Consider the following 20,339-nt stretch of genomic DNA (forward strand, 5'->3'; position numbering starts at 1 on the left):
TTAGTATGGTCTACAAAGTTTCGGATGTTCAAAATCTTTTGGGTGGATTAATCGATGCAAGACGATTCTATGATTCTGAGAAGGCAATCGTGGCAAAGATTACCATCCAACCTGGTGGGAAGCTTGAAAAGCACTCATCAAAAGAATTTGCGTTGTTGTTCGTTATAAGTGGGAAAGTTAGAGTCGTGATTGAAAATGATTCTTACGAACTCGAGAAGGATTCATTGATTGAATTTCCGCAGAACATTCTTCATAGCGTGGAAAACACTGGTGATACGGTAGCAGAGGTGTTGGTGGTCAAGATTAAGTGATGTTTTCCTTTGGAAATTTATGAGATTTAAAAAAGGTCGGTCCTTTTGGACCGACCTTCATTTCTTTTACACCTTTTTAGCTATCCAACAAGCAGGACGATAAGGTCGTTCACATTCGTCCCTGTTGGTCCTGTGATTAATAAGTCTCCTGCGATTTTGAGTGCGTTATATGAATCGTTGTTTTCCAAAAAGCTTTCCGGAGAAAGACCTGCTTTCCTTATTTTATGAGCTGTTTGTCCATCGACAATGCCTCCTGCAGCATCGGTTGGTCCATCCGTTCCATCCGTTCCGAAACTGCAAAGTACGATGTTTTCAAGTCCTTCAATTGCAAGTGCAAAGGATAAAGCCAGTTCTTGGTTTCTGCCACCTCTTCCGCTTCCTTTTACTTTCACAACAGTTTCTCCACCAAGTATTATCGCAGCTGGTTTCTTGACTGGTCTGTCGCTGTTTTTTATCTCTTTTGCTATGGAAGCCAAAAATTTTCCTGCTTCTTTTGCCTCACAATCGAGTGTAGTTGTAAGAACGAATGTGTTGTATCCAAGCTGACTTGCAAATTTTTCAGCATTCTCACAGGCAACTTTTACACTGCCGATTATGAATGTCTCAACATTCGACAACTCTTTTGGAGTTTCCTGTGCTAATGCATTTAGAATTTTCTCACTCACCGTTATGTTATACTTTCTCAGCACATCAATCGCCTGCTGAGACGTTGTTCCATCTGGATACGCAGGACCAGATGCAATACTATCAAGTCTATCTCCTAATACGTCCGAAAGTACAAGAGACACGATTTTTGCTGGATAGACGTGCTGTGCAAATCTTCCACCTTTGACTTTCGATAGATGCTTTCTAACGTTGTTTATCTCTACTATATTTGCACCACTTTTTAACAGTGCTTCGGTCAGTTTTTGGATATCTTCGAGGCTTACGCCATCCACTGGCATCTCAAAGAGTGCTGAACCTCCACCAGAAATAAGGAACAGGACGACATCATTTTCTTTGAGATTGTTTGTCAACTCGAGTACTCTTTTGGTTGCCATGAGTGTGTTTTCATCTGGAACAGGATGTCCCGCTTCGTAAATTTCGAAATTCTCAATATTGCCCTCGGAGTGGTTGTACTTTGTTACAACCACTCCATGAATAACTTTATCGCTAATCATATGTCTGAGCACATCATTTGCAGCCTTTGCCATACGCCATGCAGCTTTACCGATGGCGACAACATACAAGTTACCTTTTAAATCTTGAAATTTGGAAATGTTTTTCTTCAGCCAAATCTTGACTGTGTTGTCTGGAAGAATTTCTTGTTTAACTTTCTCAATTATTGTCTTTATATCTTCTCGCAAGTTTTTGTTTTCCAATCCAGGCACTCCCTTAAGTTTGAAATCTCAGTAACTTTTCCCAGTGCGTGGTAAATTTCATTATATCACTTGTACACGAATTTAAAGAGAAGAACAAGAACAGTGACTTGGGAAATAGATTTTGCTCATCAACTGTGATAAAATAATGTGTAAGACAACATAAAAAGCTATGAAAGACAAGGAGGAATGACGTTGAAGGTTTTCTCAATCGATACGTCCTCACCACGGGTTGTTGCCTGTTATTTTGATGAAGAAAAAAAGATAATGGTTGAGCTCGATACAAAAGCCAAGCATGGTATTCAAGTGTCTCAGGTAGTTGAAAAGATGAAGGAAGTGGATTTTGGCAATTTAGATGTTATCGGAATAGGAATTGGACCTGGAGGATTAACAGGGCTTCGGGTTGGCATATCTTTTTCTCTTGGCTTGGGAATTGGAAAAAAGTTCGTTCAAATAAGTTCACTGAAGCTTATCGCAATGAATGCACTAACGTTCAACGGATACATAGGAGTTGTTAGAAAAGCAAGGGAAGGTTACCTCTACGCCGGGTTATATCATTCTGAAACTGGCAAACTCAGAACAATTGTTGAACCATTTATAGAATCTATTGATGTTGTAAGAGAGAAGTTCAAAGGAGTTGTATCAAACAAACCAGCACTGATACTTGGAGACGGGGCTGAGAATTTTAAGGATATCGGTATCGTTCTTGAAGAACCAAAGTACTCAGAGTACAATTTACCAAGTGCAAGAAACCTTTATCTCTTAACTCTCGAAGAAATAAGCTCAAATAATTTTGTCGATGCTCTGCACATAGAACCGCTTTATTTGCAAAAAAGTATCGCCGAGTTGAATTTCGAGAAAAAGCAAAAGCAAATACATCAACTGCAGGAAAAATGAGAGGTGGTTTAATGACTCATCGCCCAGAAACAAATTCAACCGATGCTCTCTTCCCCAATCTTAAGGATATGAAATTAACACCCATGATGAAGCAATACCTTGATATAAAAAGGAAATACCAAGATGCGATTTTGCTCTTCCGATTAGGAGATTTCTATGAGGCGTTCTTCGATGATGCACTCGTTGTGTCAAAGGTGCTGAATATTGTTCTTACAAAACGTCAGGATGCACCAATGGCAGGCATACCCTACCATGCACTGGACAATTATCTGAAAAAGCTCGTAGATAGTGGCTATAAGGTAGCAATCTGCGAGCAAATGGAAGACCCTGCAACTGCAAAGGGTATCGTTAAGCGGGAAGTGACACGTGTCATAACTCCTGGAACGCTTATTGAAGACGAACTTTTGACAACGAGCAACAATTACATGGCATCTATTTACGAAACAAAAGCAGGAGAATTGTATTGCGTTCTCACCGACACTTCGACAGGAGATGTGATAGTAAAGAAATTTGATAATCTCGAAGAATTTTATGACTATGCTGAAACACACGAAATCTCCCAAATCATTTGCCCTGAAAGTTTGTATCCCAAACTTAAAGATAGAATCAAAATTTTCATTGACAGGCTCGATGATTGGTATTACACAGGAGCAATCGATGCTATCAAAGAAGCGTACGGATTAGCAACGATAGAACACTTCGAACTTGGTGAAGCACATTATCCACTGGGTGCAACAATCAAATATCTCAACTACACACTTAACAAACAAGCAAAGCTCAAGGTACCAAGAGTGCTTGATGAATCAATTTACATGGTGCTTGACTCTTCCACCATCGAGAACCTGTCACTCGTTCCAGGTGAACGTGGGAAAAACCTCTTCGATGTTTTGAATAAAACTAAAACCCCTATGGGTGCAAGACTCCTAAAGTGGATAATTCTCCATCCACTTAAAGACAGAAAAGCGATAGAGAAAAGACACGATATGGTAAGTGCATTCTTTGAAGATATGCTGCTCACAAACGAAATCAGAGAATATCTCGATGGTGTGTATGACTTGGAGAGAATAATCAACAGACTCCAGTACGACAGTGCAAAGCCAAAGGATTTAATCAGTTTGAAAAACACATTGGAAGTTATAAAGCCTTTGCGAGAAGCTTTGGAAAGCAATGAAAATCTGATAAACCTTGTCGAAGAACTACCAGATTTGAGTATCGTTAAAGAAAAAATTCAAAACACCTTAAATGACGAGATTGAGGGAGACTTAGGAGAAGGAAAAATCATCCGAGAAGGTGTATCCAAAGAACTTGATGAATACAGAGAACTTCTTTACCATTCAAACGAAAAACTCAAAGAATTTGAAGAAATGGAACGGATAAGAACGGGTATTCAAAAGTTGAAGGTAGGGTTCAACAATGTCTTTGGGTATTACATCGAAATTCCGAAGGGTCAAACGAAAAATGCCCCGGAAGACTACACACGTCTTCAAACTCTCGTTAACGCAGAACGTTACACGAACCCAAAACTAAAAGAATTTGAACAAAAGATATTGGCTGCAAAGGAGCGCGTGGAGGAACTTGAAAAATTGATATTTGCAAACCTCTGCGACGAACTGAAGACATATACGGAGGCATTGAGAAAAACATCTGAAACACTCGCTTGGATTGATATATACACATCGTTCGCCTACATAGCCAGACTTTATGGATACGTTAGACCTGTTCTTTCAAACGGAGAATTTGAAATACTACAAGGTAGACATCCTGTCGTTGAAAGGTTTGTCAACGAATTCATGCCAAATGACACTTACATGGATGCAAATTTAAGAATGTACATATTAACGGGGCCAAATATGAGTGGGAAGAGTACGTATATAAGGCAAATTGGACTAATTGCATTAATGTCGCAGATTGGGTCGTTTGTCCCTGCAAATTTTGCAAAGATTCCAGTATTTGACAGGATATTCACCCGCATGGGTGCAAGAGATGACATATCAACTGGAAAGAGCACGTTCTTAACAGAAATGAGCGAAGTCGCTCTTATCCTCAACAAAGCAACTGAAAAGAGCCTTGTTTTGCTCGATGAGGTTGGGAGAGGAACCAGCACATTTGACGGAATAAGCATTGCATGGGCTATAAGCGAGTATATATACAATGAAGTGCAATGCAAAACAGTGTTTGCCACACACTTCACAGAACTGACCGAGTTGGCTGATATGTACCCAGGAATTAAAAATTTAACTATCGAGGTTAGAGAAACTCCAGATGGTGTTATCTTCCTTCACAAAGTTGTGGAAGGAGTTGCCGATAGAAGTTACGGAATAGAAGTCGCTGCTATCGCCGGCTTACCACAGAGCATTGTTGAAAGGGCTAAAGAAATCCTCAATATAATAGTTGAAAAGAGCGATATAGAAAAGAAAGTTGGCATTTTGAAAGAAGGGCAGATGAAGAAAATAAAATCCACAAAAAAAAACTGTCCCGGAGGGACAGTTGAGAATGTTTTAATTAATTTGCGGAACAAAGGGGGATGGGGTTAATATTTTATGCTTTGTAGAATACCCGTTTTGGGTATTCTTCTTTTTTCCTCACACTGTTAAACGAGCTTACTGGCACAAGGTAACCAACTATCCTCATGTATTCGTCTGCTTTGTTCTTCCCACATGTTGGGCATTTGGTTCCATAGAACGCATGTCCTTCCTCACATACGCTTATCTTTTGATTAAACGCAAAGTACACCACACCCATCTTTGCAACCAAGTTTACCGTGTTCCATGCTTCTTCTTCTGTTCTGAACGGTGAGTCTATGTTGATATGCAAGATAGCCCCACCAGAGACTTTTTTATCGAGTATACCTGAATACTTTATCCTGTTGAGCATGTCTGTATCAGTTGTCAGAGGCAACCATTGGTTTGAATAAAGGACATAATTTGTGTTGTAAAGTAGTCTATCCTTTTGTGCAAACGTAACTGCTGCCTTTTCGGCTGGAGCTTGTTCTATGTTGAACGTAAATCCGTACTTTTCAAAAGCTTCGTCGTTAAGTCTTTTGATTTCGTCAAGCAATCGACTTGCGAACAGTTCACCTTCTTGAGAATATTTCACTCCATCTATATCGACCGTCGTTAGCCTCATTATCTCCAAAGCTTCAAACAATCCGTTTATACCAACTGTTCCGTATTGTCTGTTCAAATCCATCAAACCCAAATTGTAAAGCGGAAGAACTCCTTGCTGAATTCTTTCCTGGATGATGTTTCTTATTGCTGCCAGCACTTTCTGGACTAATATAACTTTCTCTTGGAGTTTTCTCAAGAATTCTTCTTTCGATTTGGTTTCCAGTGCAATCCTTGGCAGGTTTATGGTAACTACCTTGAACGAACCTATGTTCAAATCAGAACCACCGATAGAATTGACCATTCCCGCCAATTTATCAGGTCCCAACTTGAACTTTAACTCCCTTGTCGAACTTGTTAGCCTACAGCACGAAGCAACTGCATCGATACTATCAGAGACATACCAGTTCGTATCTTGCCATTTCATATTAACTTTGTTTATGAACCGCGCACTATCTTCATCAACGAACTTTCCATCCTTGTAAAGCAAAGATGCTGTTAATACAGGGAAGGTAAACATCTGTTTTTCCCTTTCTTTAGATATCCACAACCAGTATTCTTTTTGCAGGGAGATTATATCTTCCACATATTCCGTAATAGCCGAACCATCAGGGTATGTCTCGCCTTCAAATATTGTTTTGATGTAATTCCTGTCAAGGTATGTAAAATTCGTGTAAGGTGATTGAGTGCCTCTAATAGGTTGGTTGATAGAATATGTGAATATCTGGAAGTGCTGGTGCAAGTATTCTTGAGCTTTATCTTTTGGTATTACACCGCTTTCCAAATCTTTCCTGTAAAAATAAGCAAGCCAGACAAAGAAATCAGGCAAGCCAACAGCACCTGATTGTTGGTTGGAAGCAAACATGACAAACTGAATCACATGCTGAATGTATGAAGAAAGATGCTTTGCAGGGACTGATTTTATGCTATCAATAAAAAACAATCCTTTTTCCACAACTGGTCTTAGCGAGTAAGCATAACAATATGGTTCGAACGCAGCATGGTGGGCATCATGCAAGTATATGTCTCCATACATCTGGTATCTAAGAAAATTTTTTGCATCCTCTTGCCCAAAGAGTGATTTCATACGTTCGTAGATGTAGTAAATAGAATACAATTTTGACCATGGCTTCACAACCTCGTTGAAGTATGTATACACATTCGTACTTCTTACATTTGCATTCGCATCTATTGTAGAATTCAAAATCCCATTATCAAAGAAATGTTCAGTAAACTTCACAACATCGAGTTGCCAGTTGAGACCTTCTAACTCCAAAAACTCTGCGGGCACATTTGAAATTTCATCAACAAAGTCATTTGAAAAACTAAACGCTCTTAGCATGTCTTTCAAAAGCTGCATAACACTTCCCCCTTCTTCATTTGGTTGTTGATTTTCAAAGTCTCAAAAATCTGCTTGAGTTCCTCTTTAGTTAAGTAAAGTTGATTTGCTGAGGCAGGGAACCCATCGCGATGATATTTTTGTAGATAACGTCCAAGAACATACTCATCAAAGTAATCTAAAGGCACGTCGAGTTCTAACAAATCCTTGGGAGTCCTCCAAGAGTAAACAAGAACTACGACTTTCTCTTGGAAAACTTCCTTGACAACTCTTGCAAGTATGTAAGCATACTTTCTGTTCCTCGGAGAAAGTGGCTCTCCTCCAAGCAAAACAAGAGCAACCTTGTCATACACATTCAAAAGAACATCAAGCTTGGCTACCACGTGCTGTACTAAGTGAGAAAAATCAACAGCAAACTTTTCATCAAAATCCCACGTCTCTGGATTGTGGCAACCCAAACACTTCGGATAGGCGTCGCATCCTTGGAAGTAAACGCTCACGGAAGGTAGGCTCGGATGGTCCCCTTGCATCACACGAACAACTCGTAAAAGTGGCTTTCCTAATATCAATGATTGGAAAGGTTCTAGAACAACACCCTCTGATTGCATAATCTCCATACACATCCCCCACAAAGTCTAAGTTAGCGTTAGATAAATTAGATAAAAATGATAAGAAGCCGAAGGGAAGCCGATAAAACAAAGATAAAATACGCTATGTTGTATAATTCTTAAACAACTACACTATATATAGTATCATACCCTACGCCCTGCTGTCAAGAAAAAAGGGTGGGAATTTTCAAAATCCCACCCGAGATATTGTATTTATTGTTTTTTGACAACTATCAATAGATGTTAAGATGAGATTTTACAATCCGAGGTAGGCTTTCTTTACTTGTTCGTTCTTTAGTAAGTCTTTTGCGGGTCCCTCAAGAACGATATTACCAGTTTCTAAGACGTATCCGTAGTGCGATATGTTCAATGCACCGACGGCGTTTTGTTCCACAAGTAGTATAGTAATTCCTTCGGAATTGAGTTTTTTGATAATCTCAAAAACTTCTTCGACGAGTATTGGAGCAAGACCAAGTGATGGTTCATCCATCATGAGGACTTTTGGTCTACTCATTAGAGCTCTCGAAATTGCAAGCATTTGTTGCTCGCCACCAGAAAGTGTTCCGCCAAGCTGATTTTTCCTCTCAGCCAATCTTGGAAAGAGTGTAAATACCCACTCGAGGTCTTGTTTTATTCCATCCTTGTCTTTTCTATTGAAAGCACCCATCATTAAGTTTTCCATAACCGTTAGGTTAGGGAATATCCTTCTTCCTTCCGGAACAAGGCAAACTCCCATCCTGTTAATTTGGTGTGGAGGCAGGTTTTGAATATCCTTCCCGTCGAACAATATTCTTCCCCTTTTTGGTTTTACCAAACCCGCTATTGTGGAAAGTGTAGTTGTCTTTCCAGCACCGTTGGCACCAATAAGAGTTACTACCTGTCCTTTCTCTACCTTAAAAGAAATACCTTTAATAGCATGTATTGCGCCGTAGAATACGTGGAGTCCCTCAACTTCAAGCACCGGCATGTTCCCACTCCTTACCTAAGTAAGCTTCTATAACTCTCGGGTTTCTGCTTATCTCTTCCGGTGTGCCTTCTGCGATAATCTTTCCAGAATCCATAACTATTATCCTTTCACAAACGCCCATAACAACCTTCATATCGTGCTCAATGAGTATCACTGTAAGCTTAAACTCATCCCTGATGTATCTGATGAATTCCATCAATTCCTCTGATTCCTTTGGGTTCATACCTGCTGCGGGCTCATCCAAAAGCAACAATTTTGGTTCCGTAGCCAATGCTCTTGCGATTTCAAGTTTTCTTTGTTGACCATACGGAAGTGATGAAGCAAGTTCGTATGCCAAATGGTCAAGTCCAACCTTTCTCAAAAGTTCCATACCTTTTTCTCGCATTTCCATCTCTTTCTTTTTGTATCCTATTTTCGTTACAGCACGCCAGAACCAGAGATGTCCTTTTATCTTCGGCGGTTTACCATGGTTTCTGAGAATCTTATCCGCATCCCTTGTAGAGAGTAGATGATGCATCGCTACAAGCACGTTATCAAGAACAGTTAATGTTCCAAAGAGCCTGATATTTTGGAATGTTCTTGCTATTCCAAGGTGCGTGATTTGATGCGGTCTGTACGGCGTAATGTCTATATCGTCAAAGATTATCCTACCCTTTGTTGGATAGTAAATTCCTGTGATAACATTGAACGCTGTTGTCTTACCAGCACCGTTTGGACCTATAATTCCCAGAATCTCACCTTCATAAGCGACGTTATTAAAATCATCTACTGCAGTTAGACCTCCAAATTGCATTGTGACATGGTCCATTTTAAGAATTACTCGTTTGTTTTTGACGTTATTTGGTTTATCTTGGACTACATTGCTCATTTTTCACCACTCCTTCTCAAGCCAATTCGCTTGAAGAAGTTGATTATTCCTTCCCAAGTGAGTTCGCTTCTTCCAAAAATTCCCCTCTTCCACACAATCATTGTGACAACAAATAGCACAGACAACACCAGCATCCTCATACCTTGGATTGCTGGAAATTGTTTTCCAAAGAATGTAAATGGTTGCTCGAAAGCTCTAAGCCATTCCATCAGGAATGCAAAGATTATCGCACCAACAACCGAGCCACTTATGCTTCCAAGTCCACCAAGAACAACCATGATGAGTACATAGTAAGTAAGTATTGGTCCAAACGTTGTTATCCTTGGGTCGATTGTTGTAAGCCAGTGTGCGTAAAGCGCACCACTGACACCAGCAAAAAAGCCACTTATCACAAAAGACAAAAGTGTATGTTTAAAAACATTGATACCCATCGCCTCAGCAGCGATAGAATTATCTCGTATCGCCAAGAGTGCACGACCATACGAACTCTTTACAAGGCTAACAATAAAAACTATCGTGACAAAGAGCCAGCCCCAGCTCCACCAAATGTTTGTGTAATTCGGCAATCCTTTCAACCCAAGTGAACCATTCGTAATGGACTGTAAGTTAAGTGCGAGAATTCTAAGCACTTCAGAAAAACCAAGTGAAGCTATCGCAAGATAATCACCTGAAAGCCTCAGAACCGGGAAACCTATGATAAACGCACCAAATGCTGCAACCAAACCTGCAATTATTGTTGCAGTTAAAAAGTCCGTGTGTAAATTTGCAATCAAAGGACTTGGCGGGGCTATAATGAATATCATCGCTTTCTGGTCTGGCGGTATCGTCAAAAGTGCCGATGTATACGCCCCAAGCAATATGAAACCTGCATGACCAAGCGAGAATACACCGGTAATTCCATTGACAAGATTCAAACTCACCGCCATTATCCCGTATATTGCCATCAAAGAAAGAACTTGCTTTTTGTATGAATCAAACTTCGCATCAGCAACTGCCAGCAGAATGATAACAACTATTAGGAATAGAATTGTTAGACCTAAGTCTCTTTTTGTCTTGCTCTTCATCGCTCCCACCCCAACTTCAGCTTAAACTTTCTCCACAGCGCGTTTGCCAAGAAGACCTGCTGGCCTTACAAGAAGAATCAGTATAAGGATAATAAAAGCAAAAGCGTCTTTGTATTGCATAAGCGTTGGGAAAAACGTTATTATCATCATTTCTATAACACCAAGCAAAATACCACCAAGCACTGCACCACCAATCGAACCAATTCCACCAAGAACTGCCGCTATGAACGCCTTCAACCCAGGCACAAAACCTGTGTAAGGATAAAAGCTCGGATACCTTAATGCCCACATAACTCCTGCAAGAGCAGCAAGTGCAGAAGAAATGGCAAATGTGAAACCTATTACGTTATCCACGTTCACACCCATCAAAGATGTTGTTGGTATGTCAGCCGCTATTGCTCTCATAGCCATTCCAATTTTCGTTCTGTAAACAATTAAAAAGAGCACAAAAAGTGCAACTGCTGTTATTCCAAGTATTATGAAAATAATCTTCGGCAGATACACATTGCCAATAACAAACGACTCAAACGCTATTGTTTTATTCTGCAAAGCCTCCAAGAATGCTTTGTAATTGGGACCGAAAAACACCACAGCAAAGCTCTCAATAAAGAAAGAAACACCTATTGCCGTTATCAGCGCGGAAATCCTAGGCGAATTTCTAAGAGGTTTATAGGCTAGCCTGTCAATCAACACCCCTAGGACAGCCGTCACTCCAAGCGAGATAATCACAGCCAACGGAAAGCTCAGCCTTATCAAAGTAGCACCATAATAGGCAAAGTAAATACCCATAACCATAATGTCACCAAAAGCAAAGTTGATTAACCTCAATATACCATAGACCATCGTATAACCGACAGCGATAAGGGCGTACAGTCCACCAACCATAAGCCCGTTAAACAAATTCTGAACAAAAATCGTCAGGTTTATAGTCAATACAGGCACCTCCCCATCTCAAGCTAAACAAAGAAAGCCCTGCCCCATGTTAAGTGAGGCAGGGACTTTCAATTATTATTGCAAATCCTTGGGCTCTATTCTTGTTTCGTATCTAAATTGTCCGTTTTGGACTTTGACTATTATCACGTCTTTTATTGGGTTTCCGTTAGCATCTATAGTAATAGTTCCACTAACACCCTGGAAGCCTTTTGTGGACCTGATAGCTTCGTTTATCTTCACTGGATCCTTTGATTTTGCTCGTTCAATTGCATCAACTATAAGCATATATGCGTCATACCCAAGTGCGGCATTCATGGCTGGTAGCATTCCGTATTTCTTTTTGAACGCTTCAACAAAATCTTTTGATATTTTGGTATTTGCCGCTTCTGGGACGTAATGCGTTGTGAAGTAGAGCCCCTCAACCGCTTTTCCGCCTATTTTAACTAGTTCAGGAGCATCTGCACCATCACCAGCCAGGATGTAACCCTTGAACCCCATAGAGCGAGCCTGTTGCGCAATTAAAGCTATTTCATTGTAAAAACCAGGAATCACGATAGCATCGCTTCCAAAAGCAATTGCTTGTGCAATTTGAGCACTAAATTCCTGGTCTCCTGATTTATATTGAACCTTCTGAACTTGACCTTTGTATTTCTTCTCGAAGCGTTCAACAAAATAATTCGTCATAGATACGCTGTAGTCTTGTTCGATATCAATAAATATTGTCACCTTTTTGACCTTAAGATTCTTCCCTGCAAATTCTGCCAATGCGGTTCCTTGGAACGGGTCAATAAAGCAAACCCTTGAAACAAATTTCTTTCCCTGAGTGACAAGTGGACTTGTTGATGTAACCGCAACTTGTGGAACTTTCCTAGCTTCTGCTATTTCCGCGGCAGCTATCGAGTTGCTGCTGGAAATTTCACCTATGACTGCGACAACTTTTTCTTTGTCTATAAGCCGTGCCATAGCATTTGCTGCTTCTGTTTTTTCGCTTCTTGTATCAACATAAACAAGCACTATCTTTTCACCTAACACTGTCTTTTTCTGTTCATATGCAAGTTCAATACCTTTCTTCGTCCAATCTCCAAAAGCAGAAAGCCCACCTGTCATAGGTAGGAGCACACCAATCTTAATATCAGCAAAGATACTGAGGGTAAGCAGGAGAAGCAAGATACTAAGAGTTTTCCTCACACTACAACACCTCCTGTTTAGTTTTTTTGTGTTTCGTTTAAAAGTGGGGGATTTGCCCCCACTTTATCAAACAAAGATTTATTTCAAATCACTTGCCGAAATCTTTGCCGCAAATGCAAATTGCTGGTTCTTAACTGTTAGAATTACTACATCTTTTGTTGGATTACCTGTGTTTGGATCTATCGAAATCACACCAGTAGCGCCTTGGAAGTTTTTAATTGACCTGATAGCAGTAGCTATCAATTCTGGCTTTGTCGTCTTCGCTCTTTCAATTGCCTCAACAATAAGCATGTATGCATCGTATCCAAGAGCTGAAAGTGTCGATGGTTTGACACCGTATTTCTTTACAAATGCCTCAACGAACTTCTTTGAAACCTGTGTTACAGGTGCATCTGGGTGGTAGTGGTCTGAGAAGTATATACCTTCAACAGCTCGCCCTCCGATTTTGATAAGCTCAGGTGCGTCAGCTCCATCTCCAGCCAGGATGTAACCTTTGAAACCAAGTGACCTTGCTTGTTGTGCTACAAGAGCTATTTCATTGTAATAACCTGTAACAACTATTGCTTCACTACCAAACGCGAGTGCTTGTGAAAGTTGTGCACTGAACTCTTGGTCACCAGATTTGTATTGAACTTGAAGCACTTGTCCACCGTATTTCTTAAACCTTTCAATGAAATAGTTCGAAAGTCCAACACTGTAATCTTGTTCCACATCAGTGAATACTGTCGCTTTTTTTATCTTCAGCGTCTTAACAGCAAATTCTGCAAGTGCAGTTCCCTGAAGTGGGTCGATGAAACAGACTCTTGAAACGAATTTCTTACCTTGAGTGACTAGCGGGTTTGTTGATGATGGACTAACCATAGGAACTTTCTTCTTTTCTGCAATCTCACCTGCTGCAATTGAATTACCACTGATAACTTCACCAATTACTGCTATGACTCCTTCTTTGTCAATCAATCTCGCAATACCGTTTGCAGCTTCCGTTTTTTCACTGCGTGTGTCCATGTACACAACTTCAATCTTTTGACCAAGAACTGTTCCTTTCTCTTCGTGCGCAAGTTCTATGCCTTTTTTCACCAAATCGCCAAACGCAGAAACACCACCAGTAAGAGGCAAAAGTGCACCTATCTTAATGACGCCGAATATACTCAGCGAACTGAGTAAAAGTGCAATCACTAAAAGTTTCCCAAAGCTCCTCATACCTGCTCCCTCCCTTGAAAGGATTTAAAGAATCTTGAAAAAACCTTTCCCATCATGGAACATATGGAAATGTAACATCCTTAATTTTTTTGTTTGTATTTTAACGCAATTCTCGGTTTTAAGTCAAGCTAAAATAGATAGAATAATACTTTACTTTAGAATAATACTTTTGACAACTTTTTTGGTTGAAAATCAGCTTTTTCCAAAAAAATCACGCTTCTCTTCCAGATTTAATCAATCATTATGAAAAAAGACTCTTGACAGAACAAAAGTTTTTGTCGGATTCTTGGAGAATAGAGATATATGAAATCACCAATGTAGTGGTATAATTAAGGTGCGAAAGACCAGAAAAAGGCTTGGGAAGTTACAATGCGAGGTGAGAATAATGAACATTCTGCTGGGTGTATCCTCCGGCATTGCTATTTACAAAGCAGTCGACTTGGCTAGCAAGATACGCAAAGAAGGGTGGAATTTGAAGGTAATCATGACGGAGAATGCAACAAAGCTTATCAGTCCTATTGTCTTTTCTTCCGTTGGAAATTGCGAAGTGTTCACAGATACTTATGAAATAGAACGAGGGTGGATTATCCACACAGAAGTTTCGAAATGGGCTGATGTATTACTCATCGCACCTGCAACAGCAAACACTATTGCAAAACTTGCACACGGTTTTGCTGATAATTTGTTGACAACAACAGCACTCGCTTTTAACAAACCGAACAAAGTTATCGTTCCAACTATGAATTCTAGGATGTACGAAAACGATATGACAATAGAAAATATCGAAAAATTAAAACAGCACGGATGGAAGATTGTGGAGCCGGAAACAGGGCACCTTGCCTGCGGAGAGGTTGGAAAAGGCAGATATCCAGAAAATGAAAAGATAATAGAATTCATAAAGATTCTTACGGAAGAAAAACCTTTGCTCGGAAAGAAAGTATTGGTGACAGCCGGTCCTACGAGAGAGGCTATCGACCCCGTAAGATACATTTCTAATCATTCAAGCGGTAAAATGGGGTATGCTATAGCAAAGATAGCAAAAAGGTTAGGAGCACAAGTGTGCCTCATATCTGGTCCCACTTGCCTGCAAATTCCTTACTACGTAGATTCGTACGTTCACGTAGAAAGTGCAAAAGAGATGTTCGAAGCTGTTTTGGAAAAATATAAAGAGTATGATATACTTATTATGTGTGCCGCTGTATCGGACTATTCACCTCTCCAAAGCGCACCAGAGAAAATCAAGAAGACTCAGGACAAACTGATATTGGAACTTTCAAAAACTCCTGATATACTTGAGTTCGTGGGTAGAAACAAATTACCCGGTCAGGTGGTTGTAGGATTCGCAGCAGAAACTCAAAACATCGTCGAAAACGCCTATGAAAAACTTATGAAAAAGAATGCAGATGTTATTGTAGCTAACGACGCAAGGAAGGCTATGGGAAGCGATGAGAATCAAGTATACCTGGTTTTCGTGAACAAACCTACAATAATGATTGAAGGTAAAAAAGAAGAAGTTGCAAAGGAGCTGTTGAAAAGGGTATGCGAGTTACTGTAAAAAACTTGGCAGTAAAAGCTAAACAAAGTGCTTATAAAGCTTCTAAAAATCATCTTTTCATCTTCACCCTTTTAGTTCTACTAATTTTCTCCAACACACTATTCAGTGTAGTTATCGAAAAAGTTTACGTGGGTATCAAGTACTCATTTAGAAACTACCGCACCAATGGCGATGTTATCTTTATCGACCCCTTCAGCAAAAAAATGGCACTTTACGAACTTTCAAGTAAACAGATCCTCGACTTTTATAGCTACATTGGAAACTTTGTTATTGCTGCATACGACTTGAAGGATAGTTACATTATTGTAGATCGGACCGGTCCATCTTTATCAAAAATGGCACTTAGTGGTGAGTTAATTTCTACTGTAAAATTCGATAGACGGATACAAGCTAGTATCTTTGATAGTGAGAAGATTTATATACTACTTGAAGGTGGAGCAGCATACGTTTTCGATAAAAATTTGAAACAACTCTCCGCAAGTAATTTTACCGGTTCCCCAGCTTATATGTTCTTGTGGAATGGAAAGCTTTTGGGAACTTACCTTTGGAACGATAATTACGACGTGGAGTTTCTAGGGGAAAAACCTGTCAAAGTTGGGTTAACAACCCCTTCTATTCTTGTAAATGATTTACTTGTTGACACACGAGGTGGTAAAGTTTACAACTTAGCAACTGGAAAAATAACAAAGCTAGCTTCATACATTTCAAGTGCGTATTACGACAAAGATTCAGGATATTATTACATTTCTTCTATGTCAAATTCAACCGTATACATAGTAAAAGATGATAGTGTAGTGGATTCGTTCCAAGTGCCTTTCACACCAACTCAGATTTCCAAGATTGGCAATTTCATTGTGACACTAAGCGCACCTTACAATAAAGTCATGGTTACAACAAATGGCAAGGACATCACTGTCCTCGACACAGGAGATTACCCACTTGAGATATTCAAAATCGGTAATTCAAATACATCGTTTGCTGTTTATTGTTCTGACAGTGGCGAGGTTTATTATTACTATTTCTGAATTTCTGAAAAACCAAAAATTCACAGCAGATAAAACTGCAAGGGAGGTATAAAAAAATGAAGGCAGTGAGATGGGTTAACACATTCTTTCCAAAGGTAAAAAACACACAAACCATAACGGAAGCACTCCACGAAATGAGAAAGCATTCTTGCGATTATTGTATAGTAATCGACGAAGATGGAAAATTTGATGGTTTACTGCATAAGTCAGTAATCAAAGAAGTTGAAATGGACGAAAAGGTAGGTCCGTATGTTGTATTCCCAGATTTCTACATTGTTGAAGATTCAACTATCGAAGAAGCTGCGATGATGCTCATTGAAAACAAAGAAACGATACTGCCCGTTGTGAACTCTAACAGCGAAGTGATAGGTGTATTAAGCATTCAAGAAGTTCTAGAAGCTATGACCGAAATGGCAGCTATGGATGAGCACGGTGTTAGGATTAACCTTACCTTACCAGACAAACCCGGTGAACTAAAGAAAATTATCGATGTGCTTGCAAATAACAAAATTAACATCCTTTCGATTTTGACAATCAAAGATGGTGATTCAAGACTTGTTTCAATAAAGGTTGATAGCAAGGATGCTGAAAGCGTTGCAAGTATTCTAGAGATATACGAAATTCCTTACGAATCTATAGTTGAGGAAGAAGGTTTCTTCTGATAACAAATTATGGAGCTATTGTTCAAACTTGAGCAACTCGAATTCGAGGGTCCTCTTGATTTACTCTTGTACTTAGTGCAAAAGAAAAAGATAGACATCCGTCAGTTGTCGATTTCACAACTGGCGGATGAGTTTTTGTATTATGTTAACCAAATGGAGGAACTTAATCTTAACGTCACATCCGAATTTATCGCAACTGCTGCTTACCTTTTAGAACTCAAATCAAAAAGCTTACTACCGATGAGTGAAAAAGAAAAAAAGGAATACGAGTACAAACGAGAATTACTCATAAGGCGTATTGAAGAATACGCCCGTCTCAAGGAACTAACCGAGCAAATTATGAACAAAAGCTCTGCTGACCAATATCCTGTCAAAGTGCCATACACATTCCCAAAGGTGGATGAGAAGAAACTGGTCAAAATCGTCAAAGCTGCATTGCAAGAGGTTGAAGTTAAACAGAAGGTCTACATAATAAAGAAAGAAAATTATTCTTTGGAGAGAATAATGGAAAAAATCGAGGAAAAATACGATGTGGTCAATCTTTTCGATTTGCTCAGAGATAGCTCTTCCAAATACGAAATTATTGTAAAATTTTTAGCTGTTTTGGAATTAATCAGGTTTGAAAAATACACAATGGACGATGATTTTGTTCTAAGAAAAGTGGTGAGACAAGATGTCGCAAATGTTCCAGAATGATGTAGACAAGACAATCCAAAATTTAGAACCCACCAAAATATCACTTATTGAAGCCATTATCTTCGCTTCAAGGGGTGTATCCAAAAATACCCTTGCTGAGCTAACTAAAATCCCCGAAGAAGAACTTGACGAGATACTTAAATACCTAAAAGAAAAATACGATTCTGAGGAACATGGGATTGAGTTAAAGCAAATAGAAGATTATTACCGTTTTTACACAAAACCGCAGTTTGCTGATGTGGTTTCAAAAGTAGCCAAGCGAAGAAATCTTGGTAGTCTTTCTCCCGCTCAACTTGAGATTGCTGTATTTTTAGCGGTTCGAAAGCAGGCTACCAAACTCGAAATAGATAGCATGCGCGGAAAGGACTCTTCTAACCTTATAAAACAACTCCTTGTTGCTGGGGTTATCAAAAGAAGGAAGCTCGGAAGAACTTTTGTTTACAGCTTAACAGATACATTCAAAGACGAAAGTATGATAGAAGAATTGGTAAGACAAGCTGGTGGTGCTTCGTTTGAAAGCATAGGCAAAATGCTCTTTGAAACTCCTGAACAAGTAGAAATCCGCGAAAGTCAGGAAAACCAAGAAAGTCAACATCAAAGTTTTTCACAATCAGATGAATCTGGAAGCTTGAGCAGTGAAGCTTTCGAAGTCGTTCGAAAAGAAGAAATCGAAATACCTCCTGAAGAGTAAAGAGCAAACCAAAAAGAAGGTGAAAATGTTGACTGTTCGTGAAGCGAAGTATCTGTCAAGGAAAATAATGGAAGCAGGCGAAATTCCCCTGTTAATTGGTCATTTTGGCGTGGGAAAAACAGACATAGCACGTGAAATTGCCCAGGAGACCGGAAGAAAATTAGTCATACTCGTTCTTTCCCAAATGGAACCAGGTGACTTAATAGGTCTACCTGCGAGGGATGAAAATAAGACAAGCTTTCTGGCTCCCGATTGGTGGCCAGAAGATGGGAATACGATTATTCTCTTGGATGAAATAAACCGAGCTCACAGAAGTATTAGAAACGCTATAATGCAACTTCTTGTGGATAAAAGAATACATAACCACATTCTTCCAGAAGGCACATGGATAATGGCTTCCATGAACCCACCAGACGAAAACTACGACCAAGTCGAACTTATCACTGACCCTGCCTTTCTGAGCAGATTTTTCATCCTTGAGATTCACCCAGACCCAAAAGAATGGGTTGAATGGGCACGGAAAAATCAAATAGAAGAAGAAGTGATAGAATTCATATCCAAATATCCAGAATTTCTCTCCGTTCACGAAAGTGTTTCTCTTAAGGCTTCTATCAAACCCAGCCCAAGAAGTTGGCATAAATTAAGCAGAGTCTTATCACTCATGTCTGAAGATGACAAAAAAGAATACTTGTATATTCTTGCAAGCGGTATTGTAGGACCAGAAGCTGCAAAAGTGTTTATAGACAAATCACTCGCAGGGAAAATACATAGTCCTTCTGAGATACTACTGGAAGGGAATATCCCGACATCCTTAGATATCCACCAGGCAAACGGACTTCTGATTAGGTTAATCGATTATTTAACAAATGTTGACGATAAAGAACTCGAGAAGCTTTCAAACCAAGTACAAACTATTGCCCAAAATCTTTTAAAACTTTCGAATGTCGTGCCCAAGGATTCTTTTGAAGCGTTCATACGAATGTTGGTCAACCTCTCAAACTTACCAGGTCTAAAAGGGGAATTTTCAGACAAGTTGCTCAGAAAATTGATAAGTGAAGTGACTGAAGAAAATAAATGAATCTTTCATTTGTCAAAGAGCAAAAATGTGCATTAGGATAAACAAAACGTAATTTTAACTAAAATTTAAACCAAAAATCCCATTCTGTGGTATGATATTACTTGTATTTTTATCTTTTTAAGGAAGGAGAGATTAACATGTTTGACCACGAACACAACCATCACCACCATGATCACGAACATGAACACCATGACCACATCGATGCATTTACTCTTATGGACGAGGAAGGAAATGAACACCATTTCGTTCTTCTCGGAGAAGTTGAAAACAAGGGAAAGACATACTGGGTATGTGAAGAAATCTTCGTAGAAAATGATGAAGTTTCCGAATTTGGAGATACATACCTTTTCGTCAAGACAGAAGATGAAGATGGTAACGTCTTCCTTGACTCAATTGAGAGTGAAGAAGAATTCAACGAAGTAGCAAAAATATGGGAAGAGATGATGGGCGGAGAAGACTTCTTCGTAGACTTAGACGAAGAAGACGAAGATGAAGAAGAGTAATATTTTCAAAATCGCATTGCGCAGTCTTGACCATTTCAGGAGTATTTGGTAAAATAAACATCGGTCTAGCGCCCAAAGTTTACCTGGTGCAGGCGTAGCTTCAAGCGGTGGAGCGCCTCCTTGGTAAGGAGGAGGGTGTGGGTTCGAGTCCCACCGCCTGCTCCAAAATAATGAAAAGTTGCGAAAGAGGGTACAAAAATGAACTGTACCCTCTTTTGTTTTTGTAAACTTCGAAAAACACACTTAATCAATTTCCTTTAATTTCATGTACCGTTCAAATAGGCAGATATAC

The 20,339-nt window shown here is 39.5% G+C and carries 19 protein-coding genes and 1 tRNA gene; 11 read left to right on the forward strand and 9 right to left on the reverse strand.

Translation table 11 applies throughout. The features are described 5' to 3' along the window. Positions 1 to 5: 5 nt before the first annotated feature. Positions 6 to 311, forward strand: coding sequence for a cupin domain-containing protein (locus JM64_RS00555; RefSeq protein ID WP_064011060.1), 306 nt, complete (start codon positions 6 to 8; stop codon positions 309 to 311). An 80-nt stretch (positions 312 to 391) separates the two neighbouring features. Here the strand turns inward: JM64_RS00555 and JM64_RS00560 are convergent, their stop codons facing one another. After that, the gene (locus tag JM64_RS00560; protein ID WP_064011061.1) at positions 392 to 1,672 is read right to left on the reverse strand and encodes a glycerate kinase type-2 family protein; all 1,281 of its coding nucleotides are present in this window, start codon (positions 1,670 to 1,672) and stop codon (positions 392 to 394) included. Positions 1,673 to 1,858: 186 nt separating this feature from the next. Here JM64_RS00560 and tsaB point away from each other — a divergent pair, with 186 nt between their 5' ends. After that, complete coding sequence (gene tsaB, locus JM64_RS00565; RefSeq protein WP_231882395.1) at positions 1,859 to 2,566, forward strand: tRNA (adenosine(37)-N6)-threonylcarbamoyltransferase complex dimerization subunit type 1 TsaB; 708 nt, start codon at positions 1,859 to 1,861, stop codon at positions 2,564 to 2,566. An 11-nt stretch (positions 2,567 to 2,577) separates the two neighbouring features. Next, a complete protein-coding gene (gene mutS / locus JM64_RS00570; protein ID WP_231882399.1) occupies positions 2,578 to 5,100 on the forward strand; it encodes a DNA mismatch repair protein MutS in 2,523 nt (840 codons plus the stop codon). 4 nt (positions 5,101 to 5,104) lie between these two features. Here the strand turns inward: mutS and JM64_RS00575 are convergent, their stop codons facing one another. The 8 genes from JM64_RS00575 to JM64_RS00610 all read right to left on the reverse strand — a co-directional run bounded on the left by JM64_RS00575 (position 5,105) and on the right by JM64_RS00610 (position 13,837). Next, positions 5,105 to 7,030 carry an anaerobic ribonucleoside-triphosphate reductase gene (locus tag JM64_RS00575; RefSeq protein WP_156487865.1) on the reverse strand — a complete coding sequence of 642 codons (1,926 nt, stop codon included), beginning with the start codon at positions 7,028 to 7,030 and terminating at the stop codon, positions 5,105 to 5,107. Next, positions 7,018 to 7,626 carry a 4Fe-4S cluster-binding domain-containing protein gene (locus JM64_RS00580; protein ID WP_082868220.1) on the reverse strand — a complete coding sequence of 203 codons (609 nt, stop codon included), beginning with the start codon at positions 7,624 to 7,626 and terminating at the stop codon, positions 7,018 to 7,020. The genes JM64_RS00575 and JM64_RS00580 overlap by 13 nt, the downstream gene beginning before the upstream one ends. Positions 7,627 to 7,873: 247 nt before the next feature. Continuing rightward, positions 7,874 to 8,584: an ABC transporter ATP-binding protein gene (locus JM64_RS00585; RefSeq protein WP_064011063.1), complete on the reverse strand. Its 711-nt coding sequence runs from the start codon at positions 8,582 to 8,584 to the stop codon at positions 7,874 to 7,876. Continuing rightward, the gene (locus JM64_RS00590) at positions 8,571 to 9,452 is read right to left on the reverse strand and encodes an ABC transporter ATP-binding protein (protein ID WP_064011064.1); all 882 of its coding nucleotides are present in this window, start codon (positions 9,450 to 9,452) and stop codon (positions 8,571 to 8,573) included. The genes JM64_RS00585 and JM64_RS00590 overlap by 14 nt, the downstream gene beginning before the upstream one ends. Then, the gene (locus JM64_RS00595; RefSeq protein WP_064011065.1) at positions 9,449 to 10,516 is read right to left on the reverse strand and encodes a branched-chain amino acid ABC transporter permease; all 1,068 of its coding nucleotides are present in this window, start codon (positions 10,514 to 10,516) and stop codon (positions 9,449 to 9,451) included. The genes JM64_RS00590 and JM64_RS00595 overlap by 4 nt, the downstream gene beginning before the upstream one ends. A 21-nt stretch (positions 10,517 to 10,537) precedes the next feature. Then, entirely contained in the window at positions 10,538 to 11,437 is a 900-nt protein-coding gene (locus tag JM64_RS00600; RefSeq protein ID WP_197473461.1) for a branched-chain amino acid ABC transporter permease, read from the reverse strand. A gap of 87 nt (positions 11,438 to 11,524) precedes the next feature. Next, a complete protein-coding gene (locus tag JM64_RS00605; RefSeq protein WP_064011066.1) occupies positions 11,525 to 12,637 on the reverse strand; it encodes an ABC transporter substrate-binding protein in 1,113 nt (370 codons plus the stop codon). A 78-nt stretch (positions 12,638 to 12,715) separates the two neighbouring features. After that, positions 12,716 to 13,837 carry an ABC transporter substrate-binding protein gene (locus JM64_RS00610; RefSeq protein ID WP_064011067.1) on the reverse strand — a complete coding sequence of 374 codons (1,122 nt, stop codon included), beginning with the start codon at positions 13,835 to 13,837 and terminating at the stop codon, positions 12,716 to 12,718. 385 nt (positions 13,838 to 14,222) lie between these two features. On the opposite strand from JM64_RS00610, the gene coaBC reads away from it, so the two are divergent. The 8 genes from coaBC to JM64_RS00650 all read left to right on the forward strand — a co-directional run bounded on the left by coaBC (position 14,223) and on the right by JM64_RS00650 (position 20,212). Further along, positions 14,223 to 15,392 carry a bifunctional phosphopantothenoylcysteine decarboxylase/phosphopantothenate--cysteine ligase CoaBC gene (gene coaBC / locus JM64_RS00615; RefSeq protein ID WP_064011068.1) on the forward strand — a complete coding sequence of 390 codons (1,170 nt, stop codon included), beginning with the start codon at positions 14,223 to 14,225 and terminating at the stop codon, positions 15,390 to 15,392. Beyond that, complete coding sequence (locus JM64_RS00620) at positions 15,377 to 16,417, forward strand: hypothetical protein (RefSeq protein WP_064011069.1); 1,041 nt, start codon at positions 15,377 to 15,379, stop codon at positions 16,415 to 16,417. The genes coaBC and JM64_RS00620 overlap by 16 nt, the downstream gene beginning before the upstream one ends. A 56-nt stretch (positions 16,418 to 16,473) precedes the next feature. Then, positions 16,474 to 17,079: a CBS domain-containing protein gene (locus JM64_RS00625; RefSeq protein WP_064011070.1), complete on the forward strand. Its 606-nt coding sequence runs from the start codon at positions 16,474 to 16,476 to the stop codon at positions 17,077 to 17,079. A gap of 9 nt (positions 17,080 to 17,088) precedes the next feature. Beyond that, positions 17,089 to 17,775 carry a segregation and condensation protein A gene (locus JM64_RS00630; RefSeq protein WP_064011071.1) on the forward strand — a complete coding sequence of 229 codons (687 nt, stop codon included), beginning with the start codon at positions 17,089 to 17,091 and terminating at the stop codon, positions 17,773 to 17,775. Then, positions 17,753 to 18,466, forward strand: a complete 714-nt coding sequence (gene scpB, locus JM64_RS00635; RefSeq protein WP_064011072.1) for an SMC-Scp complex subunit ScpB — start codon at positions 17,753 to 17,755, stop codon at positions 18,464 to 18,466. Before JM64_RS00630 ends, scpB begins: the two co-directional genes overlap by 23 nt. A 28-nt stretch (positions 18,467 to 18,494) precedes the next feature. Next, positions 18,495 to 19,544: an AAA family ATPase gene (locus JM64_RS00640; protein ID WP_064012434.1), complete on the forward strand. Its 1,050-nt coding sequence runs from the start codon at positions 18,495 to 18,497 to the stop codon at positions 19,542 to 19,544. A gap of 137 nt (positions 19,545 to 19,681) precedes the next feature. Beyond that, on the forward strand, positions 19,682 to 20,047 hold the full coding sequence (locus JM64_RS00645; RefSeq protein WP_064011073.1) for a DUF1292 domain-containing protein: 366 nt from the start codon (positions 19,682 to 19,684) through the stop codon (positions 20,045 to 20,047). Positions 20,048 to 20,135: 88 nt separating this feature from the next. Then, positions 20,136 to 20,212, forward strand: a tRNA-Thr gene (locus tag JM64_RS00650). The last annotated feature ends 127 nt before the right edge of the window (positions 20,213 to 20,339 follow it).

This window comes from Fervidobacterium pennivorans (assembly GCF_001644665.1).
Taxonomy (GTDB): domain Bacteria; phylum Thermotogota; class Thermotogae; order Thermotogales; family Fervidobacteriaceae; genus Fervidobacterium; species Fervidobacterium ngatamarikiense.

Coding starts and splice junctions, on each gene's coding strand:
- JM64_RS00585 (WP_064011063.1), bottom strand. CDS start 8,584: ATGCCGGTGCTTGAAGTTGAGGGACTCCACGTATTCTACGGCGCAATA.
- JM64_RS00610 (WP_064011067.1), bottom strand. CDS start 13,837: ATGAGGAGCTTTGGGAAACTTTTAGTGATTGCACTTTTACTCAGTTCG.
- JM64_RS00595 (WP_064011065.1), bottom strand. CDS start 10,516: ATGAAGAGCAAGACAAAAAGAGACTTAGGTCTAACAATTCTATTCCTA.
- scpB (WP_064011072.1), top strand. CDS start 17,753: ATGTCGCAAATGTTCCAGAATGATGTAGACAAGACAATCCAAAATTTA.
- JM64_RS00580 (WP_082868220.1), bottom strand. CDS start 7,626: ATGGAGATTATGCAATCAGAGGGTGTTGTTCTAGAACCTTTCCAATCA.
- JM64_RS00625 (WP_064011070.1), top strand. CDS start 16,474: ATGAAGGCAGTGAGATGGGTTAACACATTCTTTCCAAAGGTAAAAAAC.
- tsaB (WP_231882395.1), top strand. CDS start 1,859: ATGACGTTGAAGGTTTTCTCAATCGATACGTCCTCACCACGGGTTGTT.
- JM64_RS00575 (WP_156487865.1), bottom strand. CDS start 7,030: ATGCAGCTTTTGAAAGACATGCTAAGAGCGTTTAGTTTTTCAAATGAC.
- JM64_RS00620 (WP_064011069.1), top strand. CDS start 15,377: ATGCGAGTTACTGTAAAAAACTTGGCAGTAAAAGCTAAACAAAGTGCT.
- JM64_RS00555 (WP_064011060.1), top strand. CDS start 6: ATGGTCTACAAAGTTTCGGATGTTCAAAATCTTTTGGGTGGATTAATC.
- JM64_RS00630 (WP_064011071.1), top strand. CDS start 17,089: ATGGAGCTATTGTTCAAACTTGAGCAACTCGAATTCGAGGGTCCTCTT.
- JM64_RS00590 (WP_064011064.1), bottom strand. CDS start 9,452: ATGAGCAATGTAGTCCAAGATAAACCAAATAACGTCAAAAACAAACGA.
- JM64_RS00645 (WP_064011073.1), top strand. CDS start 19,682: ATGTTTGACCACGAACACAACCATCACCACCATGATCACGAACATGAA.
- coaBC (WP_064011068.1), top strand. CDS start 14,223: ATGAACATTCTGCTGGGTGTATCCTCCGGCATTGCTATTTACAAAGCA.
- mutS (WP_231882399.1), top strand. CDS start 2,578: ATGACTCATCGCCCAGAAACAAATTCAACCGATGCTCTCTTCCCCAAT.